At 77.8% G+C, this 12,052-nt stretch carries 14 protein-coding genes; 9 read left to right on the forward strand and 5 right to left on the reverse strand.

Annotation, left to right across the window (positions count from 1 at the left end):
* The first annotated feature begins 8 nt into the window (after positions 1–8).
* Together JD78_RS08055 and JD78_RS08060 are read left to right on the forward strand one after the other, a co-directional pair.
* Positions 9–1,436: a sensor histidine kinase gene (locus JD78_RS08055; protein ID WP_228395239.1), complete on the forward strand. Its 1,428-nt coding sequence runs from the start codon at positions 9–11 to the stop codon at positions 1,434–1,436.
* Positions 1,433–2,056: a GerMN domain-containing protein gene (locus tag JD78_RS08060; protein ID WP_153361179.1), complete on the forward strand. Its 624-nt coding sequence runs from the start codon at positions 1,433–1,435 to the stop codon at positions 2,054–2,056. Before JD78_RS08055 ends, JD78_RS08060 begins: the two co-directional genes overlap by 4 nt.
* Here JD78_RS08060 and JD78_RS08065 read toward each other — a convergent pair.
* Entirely contained in the window at positions 2,037–2,312 is a 276-nt protein-coding gene (locus tag JD78_RS08065; protein WP_153361180.1) for a hypothetical protein, read from the reverse strand. The two genes, JD78_RS08060 and JD78_RS08065, sit on opposite strands and share 20 nt — an antisense overlap.
* Before the next feature lie 143 nt (positions 2,313–2,455).
* On the opposite strand from JD78_RS08065, the gene JD78_RS08070 reads away from it, so the two are divergent.
* Complete coding sequence (locus JD78_RS08070) at positions 2,456–3,457, forward strand: PfkB family carbohydrate kinase (protein ID WP_228395240.1); 1,002 nt, start codon at positions 2,456–2,458, stop codon at positions 3,455–3,457.
* Between the two features lie 11 nt (positions 3,458–3,468).
* On the opposite strand, the gene JD78_RS08075 is transcribed toward JD78_RS08070, so the two are convergent.
* Both JD78_RS08075 and JD78_RS08080 read right to left on the reverse strand, forming a co-directional pair.
* Positions 3,469–3,780, reverse strand: a complete 312-nt coding sequence (locus JD78_RS08075) for a hypothetical protein (RefSeq protein ID WP_208104040.1) — start codon at positions 3,778–3,780, stop codon at positions 3,469–3,471.
* Between the two features lie 80 nt (positions 3,781–3,860).
* Complete coding sequence (locus JD78_RS08080; protein WP_166521071.1) at positions 3,861–4,817, reverse strand: universal stress protein; 957 nt, start codon at positions 4,815–4,817, stop codon at positions 3,861–3,863.
* A gap of 261 nt (positions 4,818–5,078) precedes the next feature.
* Here JD78_RS08080 and JD78_RS08085 point away from each other — a divergent pair, with 261 nt between their 5' ends.
* A complete protein-coding gene (locus JD78_RS08085) occupies positions 5,079–5,732 on the forward strand; it encodes a CBS domain-containing protein (protein WP_153361183.1) in 654 nt (217 codons plus the stop codon).
* Between the two features lie 36 nt (positions 5,733–5,768).
* On the opposite strand, the gene JD78_RS08090 is transcribed toward JD78_RS08085, so the two are convergent.
* Positions 5,769–6,140: a hypothetical protein gene (locus JD78_RS08090; RefSeq protein ID WP_153361184.1), complete on the reverse strand. Its 372-nt coding sequence runs from the start codon at positions 6,138–6,140 to the stop codon at positions 5,769–5,771.
* A 174-nt stretch (positions 6,141–6,314) separates the two neighbouring features.
* Here JD78_RS08090 and JD78_RS08095 point away from each other — a divergent pair, with 174 nt between their 5' ends.
* Positions 6,315–7,250, forward strand: a complete 936-nt coding sequence (locus JD78_RS08095) for a universal stress protein (RefSeq protein WP_166521072.1) — start codon at positions 6,315–6,317, stop codon at positions 7,248–7,250.
* A 32-nt stretch (positions 7,251–7,282) separates the two neighbouring features.
* Here JD78_RS08095 and JD78_RS08100 read toward each other — a convergent pair whose 3' ends face one another.
* On the reverse strand, positions 7,283–8,428 hold the full coding sequence (locus JD78_RS08100; RefSeq protein ID WP_153361186.1) for an acetate kinase: 1,146 nt from the start codon (positions 8,426–8,428) through the stop codon (positions 7,283–7,285).
* A gap of 211 nt (positions 8,429–8,639) precedes the next feature.
* On the opposite strand from JD78_RS08100, the gene JD78_RS08105 reads away from it, so the two are divergent.
* The 4 genes from JD78_RS08105 (at position 8,640) to JD78_RS08120 (ending at position 12,039) form a co-directional block, all read left to right on the forward strand.
* Entirely contained in the window at positions 8,640–9,215 is a 576-nt protein-coding gene (locus tag JD78_RS08105; protein WP_166521073.1) for a flavodoxin domain-containing protein, read from the forward strand.
* An 18-nt stretch (positions 9,216–9,233) separates the two neighbouring features.
* Positions 9,234–9,701, forward strand: coding sequence for a pyridoxamine 5'-phosphate oxidase family protein (locus tag JD78_RS08110; protein WP_166521074.1), 468 nt, complete (start codon positions 9,234–9,236; stop codon positions 9,699–9,701).
* Positions 9,698–11,458, forward strand: a complete 1,761-nt coding sequence (locus tag JD78_RS22555; protein WP_166521075.1) for a sensor histidine kinase — start codon at positions 9,698–9,700, stop codon at positions 11,456–11,458. Before JD78_RS08110 ends, JD78_RS22555 begins: the two co-directional genes overlap by 4 nt.
* A gap of 140 nt (positions 11,459–11,598) precedes the next feature.
* The gene (locus JD78_RS08120) at positions 11,599–12,039 is read left to right on the forward strand and encodes a pyridoxamine 5'-phosphate oxidase family protein (protein ID WP_153361190.1); all 441 of its coding nucleotides are present in this window, start codon (positions 11,599–11,601) and stop codon (positions 12,037–12,039) included.
* Positions 12,040–12,052: the final 13 nt, after the last annotated feature.

The raw sequence follows: 12,052 nt of genomic DNA on the forward strand, positions 1-12,052 counted from the left end.
GGTCTGCCGTGAGGTGGAACCAGCGCCCGCGCGGGCTGCGCTCGCGGATCGTGCTCGGGTTCGCCGCCGGCACGCTGCTCGTCTCCGCCGTCCTGGTGGTGACCACCTTCGTGCTGGCCCGCAACTACCTGCTCGACCAGCGGGAGCGCTCCGCCGTCCGGCAGGCCCTCACCGACGCGAGCCTGCTGCGCAGCCGGCTGTCCACCGCCGGCACGGAGGTCGGTGACGCGCTCGGCGAGCTGGTGCCCTCCGGCGGCGGCGACGTGGTCGTGCGCAGCGGGGGCGCCTGGTACTCCTCCAGCCTGGAGGTGGGCGCCCGCGACGTCCCGACGGTGCTGCAGGAGCAGGTCGCCGCCGGTGAGCCGGCCACTGCGCGCACCGACTCCCGGACCGGGCCGCGCGTGGTGGTCGGCACCCGGCTGCCCGGCACCGACGTCGAGTTCTACGAGCTGGCCCCGCTCACCGAACTGGAGCTCTCGCTGCGCACCCTCGGCGCGGTGCTCGCCGCCGGTGCCGGCGCGGCGACCCTGGCCGGCGCGGCGTTCGGCAGCTGGGCCAGCCGCCGTGCGGTGCAACCGCTGGAGCAGGTGGCCGGCGCCGCGACCGCGATCGCGGGGGGCGACCTGGCCACCCGCCTCCCCCCGACCGACGACCCCGACCTGATCGCGATCGTGGGCAGCTTCAACAGCATGGTCGACGCGCTCTCCGCGCGGATCGACCGGGACGCCCGGTTCGTCGGGGACGTCAGCCACGAGCTGCGCAGCCCGCTGACCAGCCTGGTGACCACCGTCGAGGTGCTGGCCGGCCGCCGTGACGACCTCACCCCGCGGGGCCGCGAGGCGCTGGCGCTGGTGCAGTCGGAGCTGGACCGCTTCCGCCGGACCCTGGACGACCTGCTGGAGCTGGCGAAGCTGGACAACTCCCGCGACTCCCCCGGCGCGGACGACGCCTCGCCCGGGACGGCCGCGCCGGCGGTGAGCGTCGCGGCGCTCGTCCGCGAGGTGCTCGAACGCACCGGCCACCCGGTCGACCTGCTGGCCGCCGACGACGAGGAGAGCACCACGGTGCTGGCCCGCAAGCTCCCGCTGGAGCGGGCCGTGCGCAACCTGGTGGAGAACGCCGACCGGCACGCCGGCGGGGTGCGGGCGGTGCAGGTCCAGCGCCTCGGCGACTCCGTCGTGCTGCACGTCGACGACGACGGACCGGGCGTCGCCGCCGAGGACCGGGAGCGGGTGTTCGAGCGGTTCGCCCGCGGCCCGCGCGCGGCCCGCGGGTCGTTGCCCGGCGCCGGGCTGGGGCTGGCCATCGTCGCCGAGACCGCCACGCACCTGGGCGGCGCCGCCTGGTGCGCGCCCGGCCCCGACGGCGGGGCCCGGTTCAGCATCGCGCTGCCCGCGGCGTCGTCCGCTCCCGCGCTGCCGGCGGCGTCGTCGTGAGCCCCCACCGCCGGCTCGCCCCGCTCACGCTCGCCCTGCCCCTCGCGCTCGCGGTGCCCCTCGCGCTCGTCTCCTGCGGGGTGCCCACGGGTGGACCACCGGAGGCGATCCCCAGCTCGGAGGTGCCCTCGGCCCTCGCGTCGCCCAGCACCCCGCCGTCGTCGTCCGTCCCGGCGCAGCCGGGCACCGAGCAGCCGCACGTGTACCTGGTGACCGCCGAGGACGTGCTGGTCCCCCGGCCGCGCGAGGTGCCCGCGGGAGGGACGGCCGATCGGCTGGCCGACCTGCTGCGCGACCTGACCGAGGGGCCGACCCGCGCGGAGCGGGACGACCAGCTCTCCACCGCGTTGCCGCCGGGCACCGAGCTCGCCCTGGCCGACCTCTCCGGGTCGACGGCGACGATCTCCTTCGAGAACGACGTCGACGCGCCGTCCGGACGGGACAGCCGGCGCACGGTCGCCCAGATCGTGCTCACCGCCACCAGCGTGGCGGGGGTGGACGAGGTGCTGCTGAGCCGCGACGGGCTCCCGGTCGAGGCACCACTGCCCTCGGGCGAGCTGAGCTCGGCGCCGCTGACCGCGGCGGACTACGCCGCGCTGCTCACCGCTCCACCGACATGAGCGGGCGCTCCGCGGAGGGGGCGTCGACCTCCGACACCGGGGCCGCACGGGGCAGGCCGCGCTGCTCGCGGTGCGCATAGAGCTCGTCGCGCGGCGGGAGGGGATGGCCCTCCGGGCACTGCAGGGTGCCCACCTCACCGACGTAGACCGGCGTGGGCCGCTCGGCGACGGCGAAGCGCCCGGCCTGCTCGACGAGCCGGCTGTCGCATCGGATGCAGTGCAGGTTGTGCACGCTCTGTACCCAGACGGAGACCATGCGTCCACCCTGAGCGGCCGGACGCCCTCGTGGAAGCCCCGCGTCGCGCATGTGGCGATCCGTCACCGGATCGCAAAGGTGTGCCCGCCGGGACCTGATCGCCTCGCTCGGCTGATGCCCCGGCCCGCGGCTACGGTGTGCCGGTGATCACCGTCGTCGGGGAGCTGGTCGTGGACCTGATCCCGGTCTCGCCCAGCACGCCGGCCGGTAGCCAGGAGGCCGCCGCGCCGGGCACCCGTCCCGCCGCACCGCCCCCGCCGCAGTACACCGCCTTCCCCGGCGGCAACGCGCTGAACGTCGCGGTGGCCGCGGCCCGGCTGGGCGCCCCGACGCACCTGATGGCCCGGGTCGGGGCCGGCCCGTTCGGTGACCTGCTGCGCGACCACGCCGCGCGCAACGGCGTGGCCACCGACGCCATGGTCGCCGCGGAGGAGCCGGTGAGCCTGGCGGTGGTCGCGCTGGCCGGGGACGGGTCGGGCAGCTACTCGTTCCACACCCACGGCGCCGCCGACTGGCAGTGGACGCCCGACGAGCTGGCCCGGGCCTGGCCGGCCGGCACCCGGATCGTGCACGTCGGGTCGATCTCCAGCTGGACACCGCCGGGGTCGGCGGCGATCGCCGCGCAGGTGGCCCGGGTCCGGGAGGAGGGGACGGCGCTGGTCAGCTTCGACCCCAACGTCCGGCCCACGCTCATCGCCGACGCCGACGCCGTCCGGGACCGGGTCGCCGGACTGCGGCGCACCGCGGACGTGGTCAAGGTGAGCGCCGAGGACATGGCCTGGCTGGAGCCCGACGCCGACCTGGACGAGGCCGCCACCCGCTGGGCGGCCGAGGGGCCGGCGCTGGTGCTGGTCACCGACGGCGGCCGGCCGTTGCGCGCGGCCCGCCCCGGCCGGCCACTGCTGCGCCGGGACGTGCCCCCGGTGCAGGTCGTGGACACGGTGGGCGCCGGGGACAGCCTGGCCGCCGGGCTGTTCGCCGGCCTGGTGCGCACCGGCGTGCTCGACCGGACGGCGCTGCTGGAGCTCCCGGAGCCCGACCTCGTCGCGCTGCTGGACGACGCGGCGCTGGTCGCGGCGCTGGCCTGCACCCGGCCGGGCGCCGACCCGCCCACCCGCGCCGAGTTCGAGGCCGCCCGCGGCTGACCCCGCGGCGGTCAGCCGACCGGCCGCCCGCCCACCACGAGGCGGTCGACCCGCAGCTCGCCGAACTCCGCCCGCCGGACCGTCAGCCGGCCGATCCGCAGCAGGCCGATCGCCAGCGCCCCCACCGCCAGGCCGCCCGCGGCGAACGAGCCGACGGCGAGTGCGCCCACCGCCCAGCTCCCCACCGCCAGCGCGCCACTCGCCGTCGCGCCCGAGGCGACCCGGCGGACGGCGACATCGCCGACCACCACGTCCCCGACCTGCCGGGCCTGGCACTCCTCGGTCCGGTCCGGTCGGCACTGGCACTGCTGGTCCTGGGTCATCCCGTTCCTCCCGACCACGGACTCGGCGCTTCCGGCCCGAGCCGCTCATGCTGCCGCCTCGGACCGGCGCCCGGGGCGCCTCAGCTCGCGCCGGCCGCCATCCGCCGGGCGCCGGCCGCCCCGTCGTGCGCGCCGGCCGGGTGCACGACCTGCACCGGGCACGGCGCGTGGACCACGGCGTGCAGGGCCACCGACCCCAGCACCATCCCGGGCAGCCGGCTGCGACTCCGGCTGCCCACCACCAGCAGGGTCGCACCGGCGGCGCGGGTGACCAGCACGTCGGTCGCCCGCCCCTCCTCGGCCAGCACCTGCACCGGCACCGGCGGATCGGCGCCGAGCACGTCGTCGACGACGTCCCGCGCCCGGCGGAGCGCCTCGTCCCGGAACTCGTCCTGGGACTCGACCACCAGCACGGACAGGTCGGTCCACAGCACGGGCAGGTGGAAGGCGGTCACCACCTCCAGCGTGGCGTCGAGCTCCGCGGCGGCCCGGGCGGCCTCGGCCAGGGCGGCGCGCGCAGGTGCGGAGCCGTCGACCCCGACGACCACCCGCGGCGGCCCGGCCGTCGGCGCGGTCGCCGGGTGCACGACCACCACGGGGCAGCGGGCGTGCGCCGAGCAGTGCAGCGCCACCGACCCGAGCAGCGTGCTGCGCAGCCCGCCCCGGCCGCGGCTGCCGACGACGAGCTGCTCGGCCCCCTCCGACAGCCGGACCAGCTGCTCGGCCGGCGCACCCGGGACGGCCAGCACCTCGACCGGCACCGCCGCGACGCCCGCGCTCCGCGGGTCGCGCTGCGCCGCCGTGACGAGCTCGCGGGCGCGGGCCCCGGTGTCCTCGCGCAGCAGGTCGAGCCGCCCCCGGTCGAGCAGGTGGGCGTCGGCCCAGTACAGGTCGACCGGGTACGCGGCGACGACCTGGAGCGCTGCGCCACGCCGGGCGGCGCTCTCCAGCGCCCAGGCCAGGGCCACCCGGGAACCGGGTGAACCGTCCACCCCCACGACGACGCGGGGCCGGTCGGTGTCCTCGACGGTGTGCACAGCAGCCTCCTGGCTCTCGGACGTCCGGTCACCGGACCGGGCGGTGGCGGTGCCGGCGCGTCCCGGCCCGCCCCCACCCTGCTCGGGCGGGAGGCGGGTCACGGCGGGCGCACGTCCCCGCCCCCCGGGACGTTCGACCCCGCCGGTACGGGTCACCGCGGCGGCCGGCCCGTCTCCGGCACCCGGCCCGAGACCTCCGGCCCTTGCGGTCACGCCCGGGCGTGCGCCAGCGTGGGCAGCCCAGCGAGGGAGGGAGACCCCGTGCAGGCCAGGGACCTGATGACCCGGGACGTGGTGACCGTGCCGCCGGGTGCGACGGCGCGGCAGGCCGCCGAGCTCATGGCCCGCAACGGCTGGGCGGCGCTGCCGGTCGTCGACGCGACGGGCGCGGTCGTCGGCATCGTCGCCGAGGCCGACGTGCTGCGCAGTCGACTGCCCCAGGACCCGCGACTGCACATGGTGCGCGAGCCGGAGCACGCCGCGCCACCGATGCAGGTCCAGGGCGTGATGACCTCCCCGGTGGTGACCGTGCCGGCCACCGCCGACGTCGCCGACGTGGCCCGGCTCTTCGTCGACCGGCAGCTGCGCAGTGCCCCGGTCGTCGACGGGGAGCGGCTGGTCGGCATCCTCAGCCGCCGCGACCTGCTGCGCACGCTGGTGCGGCTCGACGAGGACGTCGCTGCCGATGTGCTGCGCCTGGTCGAGGCCTACACGGGCGAACTCGAGGGCTGGTGGGTGACGGCGACCGACGGTGTCGTCGCCGTGGGCCGCACCGACCGCAGCAGGCCGCCCGCCGGTGACGGCACCGGTGACCCTGCGGTGCTGACCCGGGCACTGGCCACCCTGGCGCGGACCGTCCCCGGGGTCGTCGCCGTCAGCGTCGACCTGGGCAGCGCGGACCCCGGCCCCGGCTGAGCCGCCCCGCGTCCGCGGCGCGCTCGGATCGCGTGGTCACCGCCGTCGCCACGGCCAGCGACGCCGTCGCGGGACCGGTGCGGGCGGGTCCACGGTCGTCTCGTCCGCGGCCGGCCGCTCCGCGGCCCGCCGGGCGGGCGTGGCGGCCTCGTGCTCGCCGGTCCGACGGGCGTCCCGGGTCAGCGACTCCGCCCTGTTGTGCTGGGCCCTGTCGTGCTGGGCCACGCGGTGCTGGGCCAGGTAGTGCTGGACGGCGTCCGGCGGGACCCGGTGCCCGCGGGCGGCCACGTCGTGCCGGGCCTCCCACTCCGCGGCCAGCTTCTCCGCCGGCGACATCGCCAGCGGGTCCGGTGCGGGGCGGGTGCGGTTGCGGCCCTCCATCGGACCCGGTGCGTCGGCGATGGTCATGGTGTCCCCTCCTGCTCGCGGAGTCGATCGTGGTGGTGCACGTCACACCGTCCTCGCATGCGGCGGCCGTGGGCGAGGGCGGTACGGCACACCGATCGGGGACCTTCGCCCCCGGGACGGTGCTGGACGACGCCGCACGATCGGGGGGACCGCCGCCCGAGCACTGGAGCAGCCATGCACCCGCAGTCCACCGCACCCGTCGTCGCAGGGGTCGACGGCTCCGTCCCCGCCGCCGAGGCCGCGCGCGCCGCGGCGGCCGAGGCCGGCCGGCGCGGCGCACCCCTGCACCTGGTCCGCGCCTTCAGCTGGCCCGCGACCCAGCCGGCCGGGCTGCCGGCCGGCGTCGACGCACGGGCGGCGGCCCGCCGGTCGGCCGCCGCCGACCTGGAGCGCCTGCGCGCCTCGCTGGGCGGCCGGCTCCCCGGGGACCAGGTGCGCGCGGAACTGGTCGACGGCACCGCCGCCGACGTGCTGCGCGCCGCCTCGGCCTCCGCCTCGCTCGTCGTCGTCGGCGCGGTCGGCCTCACCTGGGGAGCCACCTCGCTCGGGACGTCGCTGGGCACCGTCGCCGAGGAGGTCGTCGCGACGTCCGCGGCACCGGTGCTGGTGCACCGCCGCACCGGCGGCGGGCTGCCCTGCCACGGCGTCGTCGCCGGCGTCGACGGCGAGCCGGGGACGGTGGACGTGCTGGCCGCCGCGGCTCGCGAGGCGATCGACCGCGGTGAGCCGCTGGAGGTGGTGCACGCCTGGCGGCAGCTGACCGACGACGCGGTGCGGTCGCTGCGCTGGCGGCTGGACCCGGACGCCACCGACCGCAGCGAGCGAGCCGGGGTGGAGGCCGCGGTCGCCGAGCTGCGCACCGCGCACCCGGAGCTGGAGGTCGAGGCGGTGGTGGTGCCCGGCCGGGCGGGCCAGGTGCTGGTCGGCCGGTCCCAGGGCGCGAGCCTGGTGGTGATCGGCCGCCCCACCCCGGTCCCGGACACCCTCAACGCCACGGTGCACTCGGTGGTCCACCGGGCGCCCACCGCCGTGCTGGTGGTGCCGGTGCCGGCCGTGCCGCGGGAGGCACGGTCACCGCTGACCGCGGCCGGGAGGTCGCGACAGGGGTGACCGACCTGCCGGCCCGCCGCCGACCGGCCCGGTCAGCGGCGGGCCGGCGACGCGTCGAGGAGCTGGCGGGCGAGGCCGTCGAGCACCGCCTCCTCGTCGACCGGCACGGTCAGCACCCGCACCCCGGCTGCTCCGAGCTGCTCGCTGGGCGCGCCCGGTGCCGCCGCGGCCCCCGGCCGCAGCGGGAGCAGCCGGGCGCAGACCCGCTCCCGGACCTCTGCCGAGCCGGTGCCGATGCCGCCGCTGAACACCACCGTCCGCCAGTCGGTCAGCGTCGTCACGGCCCCGGCGACCGCCATCGCCACGTCCCGGACCCACACCCGCAGCGCCAGGTCGGCGGCGGGGTCGCCGTCGGCCAGCAGTGCGCGCACGTCACTGCGTCCGCCCGAGAGGCCCCGCACCCCGGACTGCTGGTTGAGCAGCGTCCGCACCGCGGCGACGTCGCCGTCGCGGGCCTCGACCAGCTGCAGGACCACCTCGGGGTCGAGGTCCCCGCTGCGGGTCAGCGACGGGACGCCACCGGCGGGGCTCAGCGCCATGGTCGTGTGCCGCGAGCGGCCACCGCTGACGGCCGTGACGCTGCACCCACTGCCCAGGTGCACGACGACGGCGTCCCCGAGGTCGGGCACCGTCTGCACCACGCTCTGCACGGCCAGCCCGTGGAACCCCCAGCGCCGCAGCCCGGTGGCGCGGTCGCCGGCCGGCAGCGGCAGCGCCACCGCCTCGTCGGGCAGGCCGGCGTGGAATCCGCCGTCGGGGCACAGCACCACCACCGCCCGCGGCCAGAGCCGGCGGGCCTCGTCGACCACCGCGAGCTGGCGCGGCAGGTGCAGCGGCGCCCGGCGCACTTCGCCGTGCAGCCGGGCCAGCAGGGCGTCGTCGGCCCGGCGCGGCCGGGTCAGCAGCTGGCTGCCGAGCACGATCCGGTGCACGACCACCGCCGGGTCCAGCCCGCGCCCGGTGAGCGCGTCGGCCACCGCGGGGAGGGCAGCGCGCCATCCGCCGGGCAGGTGCCGGTGTTCCTGCCGGTCCCCCGGGCCCACCGCCGCCAGCTCCCCGCCGGTCTCGTGCAGGTCCCGCACGTGCAGCCGCAGCAGGGCCCGCGGGTCTCGCACCGCCGCCCTGAGCGACGACGACCCCACGTTGAGCGTCAGCACGACGCCGGGTTGCTGCTCCACGGACCCTCCTGCCGGGCGCGCCCAGGGCTGTCCCGGACCGGTGTGCCCAGCCTGCCGCCCCGCCCGTGGCCCGGGCAGGGGGCGAAGGGCCCGCCGTGGAGAACGCCGGTGCCGGGGCGGGCCCTCTGCCCCTGCGTTCCGGGACCACCGGCCCGCGCAGCGGGACCGGCAGCCGGCAGAGGCTGGCAGGGACCGACGGACGGAGACGACGATGCCGACGCAGGCCCCGCGCACCCCCCACCCGGCGCACGGCACGAACGGCGAGGGCAGATCCCGGGTGCTCGTCGCGGTCGCCAGCAGGCACGGGGCGACGGCCGAGATCGCCGAGGAGCTGGCCCGGGTGCTGCGGGCCGCGTCGCCCACCCTGGTCGTGCAGATCCTGCCGGTGGAACGGGCCGGCGACCCGGCCGACCACGACGCGGTGGTGCTCGGCAGCGCGGTCTACGCCGGCCGCTGGCTGGCGCCCGCCCGGGACTACGCCGCCCGGCACGCCGCGGCGCTGCGCGGACGCCCGGTCTGGCTGTTCAGCAGCGGGCCGATCGGGGCGCCGCCGTTCCCGCCGGACGACCCGCACGACGCGGCCCCGCTGCTGCGCTCGCTCACCGCCCGGGAGCACCGGGTGTTCCCGGGCCGCCTCGACCCCGCGCGGCTGGGCCTGGCGGAGCGGGCGGTGGTGACCGCGATGCGGGCTCCCGTCGGTGACTCCCGGGACTGGCCCGCCGTCCGGGCCTGGGCGGAGCAGATCGCCGCCGAGCTCGCCCCGCGGCCCGTCCGCGGCAACGGCTGACCCGGACCGGTGGGCCCGGTGTCCCCCACCGGCGCCGGCCGCGAGCCCGAGGCGCTCCGGGCGCCCGAGTGCCTGCGTCTGCTGGGCACCCGGGACGTCGGGCGCATCGCGTTCACCGCGGGCGCCCTGCCGGTGCTCCAGCCGGTCAGCTACCTGCTGTCCGGGCAGGAGCTCCTCGTGCCGGTGGACGCCCGCAGCGAGCTGGCCGACGCGGCCCGGGCCGCCGTGCTCGCCCTCCAGGTCGACGACGTCGACGCCGACGGTCGGACCGGCTGGGACGTGACGGTGCTCGGCCCGTCGCGCCTGGTGCACGACCCGGACCAGGTCGCCCGGCTGGACCGCTGGGGGGTGCGCCCGTGGTTCCCCGCCACGCGGCACTGCTACGTGATGCTGCGCGCCGCGACCCTGTCCGGCCGACGGCTGCGCACGGGCCCGGCCCCCCGGCCTTCCACCGGAACCACGTCAGTGCCAATCTGGGCGAGATGACCAGCCGCACGCCCCACCCCGACGCCACCGGCCCCGCGCCGGCGGCCCCCTCACCCCTGGCCGGGATGCGACTGACCGAGCTGCTGGGTGAGGTGCAGGAGCGGCTGGCTGCCGTGGCCCGGTCCCAGGAGCGGGTGCAGGACCTGCTCGACGCCTTCCTCAGCGTCTCCAGCGGCCTGGACCTCGACGCCACCCTCCGCCAGATCGTGGAGGCGGCCACCGGGCTGGTCGACGCGCGGTACGGCGCACTGGGGGTGCTGCGACCCGGCGGCGGGCTGGGCGCGTTCATCACCGTCGGCATCGACGCCGAGCTGGCGGCCCGGATGGGCCACCTCCCCGAGGGCAAGGGGGTGCTCGGGCAGCTGATCACCGACTCGCACCCGCTGCGGATCACCGACCTCGGCACCCACCCCGCGTCGGTGGGCATGCCGGCCCACCACCCGCCGATGCGGAGCTTCCTCGGCGTCCCGGTGCTGGTCCGCGGCGAGGTGTTCGGCAACCTCTACATGACCGAGAAGCGCACCCACACGACCGACGAGCGCGAGGGCGCGTTCACCGCCGAGGACGAGGCGGTGCTCACCGCGCTGGCCGGTGCGGCCGGCATCGCCATCGACAACGCCCGCCTCTACGCCGAGGGCGAGGTGCGCCGGCGCTGGCTCACCGCGGTGGCCGACGTGCGCGCCGCCCTGCTCGGCGGGCTCAGCCCCGAGGCGTCCTTCCAGCTGGTGGTCGACCGGGTCGCCGAGCTCACCGACGCCGACGGAACCTGGCTGGTGCGGGCGGCCGACGACGCGGAACGCTTCCGGGTGGAGGCGCAGCGCGGGGCCGAACTGGAGGACCTCACCGGCACCACGCTCGGCGTGGCCGACAGCCCGGTCCTCGCGGCGGTGGCCGGGGCCGACGGGGTGGTCACCCTGGACCTCACCGGGGTCGACTACCGGGGCCCGAACGCGCACGTGGCCTGGGGGCCGTCGCTCGCGGTGCCGCTGCGCGGCGCCGACAGCCAGACCGCCGTGGTGATCGCCTGCCGCCGTGGTGGCCGTGATCCCTTCGACCCGGCCCTGGGCCCGCTGATCAGCTCCTTCGCCGACCAGGTCGCCCTCGCCCTGGACATGGCGGTCCGCCAGCAGGTGGCCCGGCAGCTGGACGTCTACGAGGACCGCGACCGGATCGCGCGGGACCTGCACGACCACGTCATCCAGCGGTTGTTCGCCGCCGGGCTCAGCCTGCAGGCGGCGACCGGCCGGGTCCGGGACGTCGCCGTGCAGCAGCGGCTGCGCGGGGTGATCGACCAGCTGGACGAGACCGTCCGCGACATCCGCACGACCATCTTCGACCTGCACACGACCGACGGCGGGAACCAGCAGGACAGCCTGCGGCGGCGGGTGCTCGACATCGTGACCGCGGGCGCCGGGGACGACCTGCACCCGACCGTGCGGATGTCCGGCGCGGTCGACGCCCTGGTCACCGGGGAGCTGGCGGTCGACGTCGAGGCCGTGGTGCGCGAAGGGGTGAGCAATGCCGCCCGCCACTCCGGAGCGCGGCACGTGACCGTCACCCTCGACGTGGCCGACGACGTGGTGCTGGAGGTGCTCGACGACGGGCGCGGCATCGCCCCCACGGTGGCCCGCAGCGGCCTGCGCAACCTGCAGGAGCGCGCCGGCCGGTGGGGCGGGGACAGCGCCGTCGAGGCGCTGCCGGACGGCGGTACCCGGCTGCGCTGGTGCGCCCCGCTGCCCGTTCCCGGCCGCGGCTGACCACCCCTCCGGCCGGACGGGGACGTCGACGGGCCAGCTCGGGACCTAGGACCCGGGTGCGGCGGTGGTCCGCCGGGCACAGTGGAGCGGTAGACGATTGTGCGCGGCACGATCGGCGTACCGCGCACAGGAGGAACCCCGTGACCGATCGCGTCCTCGAAGAGCTCAGTGACGCGGAGTGCCGGCGTCTGCTGGCGACCGCGGCCATCGGGCGGATCGCCTACACCGAGGGGGCGCTGCCGGCGATCCAGCCGGTGTCCTTCGCCGTCGTCGGAGCGGAGGTCGTCATCCCCACCCGACGTGGCAGCAAGGTCGCCGCGGCGAGCCGGGGTGCGGTCGTCGCCTTCGAGGTCGACGAGCACGACCGCACCGACCGCACGGGCTGGAACGTCACCGTCGTGGGCGCCTCCCGGCTGATCACCGACCCGGTGGAGGTCGCGGCGCTGGACGTGACCGGCGCCCGCGCCTGGGCGCCGGCCGACGAGCCCTGCTACGTGGCGATCGGGATGACCCTGCTGCGCGGCCGCCGCATCTCGCTGGGCACCGCGCGGCCCTCGGCCGACACCGCCGTCAGCGCCTGACCCGCGCGGCCGC

Source organism: Modestobacter roseus, assembly GCF_007994135.1.
Lineage (GTDB): Bacteria > Actinomycetota > Actinomycetes > Mycobacteriales > Geodermatophilaceae > Modestobacter > Modestobacter roseus.

Bases quoted from the DNA above. Each gene is read 5' to 3' on its own strand.
- JD78_RS08105 (WP_166521073.1), top strand. From the start codon at position 8,640: ATGCCGACGCAGGCCCCGCGCACCCCCCACCCGGCGCACGGCACGAAC.
- JD78_RS08095 (WP_166521072.1), top strand. From the start codon at position 6,315: ATGCACCCGCAGTCCACCGCACCCGTCGTCGCAGGGGTCGACGGCTCC.
- JD78_RS08090 (WP_153361184.1), bottom strand. From the start codon at position 6,140: ATGACCATCGCCGACGCACCGGGTCCGATGGAGGGCCGCAACCGCACC.
- JD78_RS08075 (WP_208104040.1), bottom strand. From the start codon at position 3,780: ATGACCCAGGACCAGCAGTGCCAGTGCCGACCGGACCGGACCGAGGAG.
- JD78_RS22555 (WP_166521075.1), top strand. From the start codon at position 9,698: ATGACCAGCCGCACGCCCCACCCCGACGCCACCGGCCCCGCGCCGGCG.
- JD78_RS08065 (WP_153361180.1), bottom strand. From the start codon at position 2,312: ATGGTCTCCGTCTGGGTACAGAGCGTGCACAACCTGCACTGCATCCGA.